The organism is Clostridium sp. AM28-20LB (genome assembly GCF_003480665.1).
Taxonomy (GTDB): Bacteria; Bacillota; Clostridia; order Lachnospirales; family Lachnospiraceae; genus Otoolea; species Otoolea fessa.
Genome location: NZ_QUJN01000021.1, coordinates 1 through 625, shown reverse-complemented (window position 1 = coordinate 625; position 625 = coordinate 1). Strand labels below are relative to the sequence as shown.

General features: G+C 44.5%; 2 protein-coding genes. Both read left to right on the top strand.

Annotated elements, in window-relative coordinates; translation table 11 throughout:
- A partial coding sequence (locus tag DW739_RS14750; protein WP_182428008.1) for a nucleotidyltransferase substrate binding protein occupies nucleotides 1-203 on the top strand: 203 nt, incomplete at its 5' end.
- A 33-nt stretch (nucleotides 204-236) separates the two neighbouring features.
- A partial coding sequence (locus DW739_RS14745; protein ID WP_147355665.1) for a methylated-DNA--[protein]-cysteine S-methyltransferase occupies nucleotides 237-625 on the top strand: 389 nt, incomplete at its 3' end.

The window sequence follows — 625 nt, the reverse complement described above, 5'->3', positions numbered from 1 at the left end:
TTGGTTATAAGATCGGATTTATCAATGATGCTGAGATATGGTTACTCATGTTAAAAAAACGCAATACCTCTGTTCATATATATAATGAGGATGAAATAGACGAGTTGATTCTGCTGATATGCGATAGCTTTATTCTGGCTTTCACGGTTCTTAAAGATACACTTGTGAAGAAGCTGGAGGAAGCAGAAAGCGATTGGATGTAAAAAAACAGTCGATAACCCTGGGAGGAGTCCACGGTGAAGGATAAAACAGTATATACATGTACATATAAATCAAAGTTAGGCGATATTCTGCTGGCGGCAGACGCGATCGGACTCACGGGTCTGTGGTTTGAGGGGCAGAAGTATTTTGCAAATACACTTCCAGACGGAGCTATTTCACAGGAATCCCTGATTTTAACCGAGGCAAAGAGATGGCTGGATATTTATTTTTCTGGCAAAGAACCGGACTTTATTCCGCCGCTGCATCCGACTGGCTCCGCATTTCGACAGGCGGTGTGGCAGATTTTATTGCAAATTCCGTATGGACAGACGACTACCTATGGGGAGATTGCAAAAAAGCTGGCGAAGATGCAGAATGCGTCCCATATGTCCGCGCAGGCGGTAGGCGGTGCAGTGGGGCATAA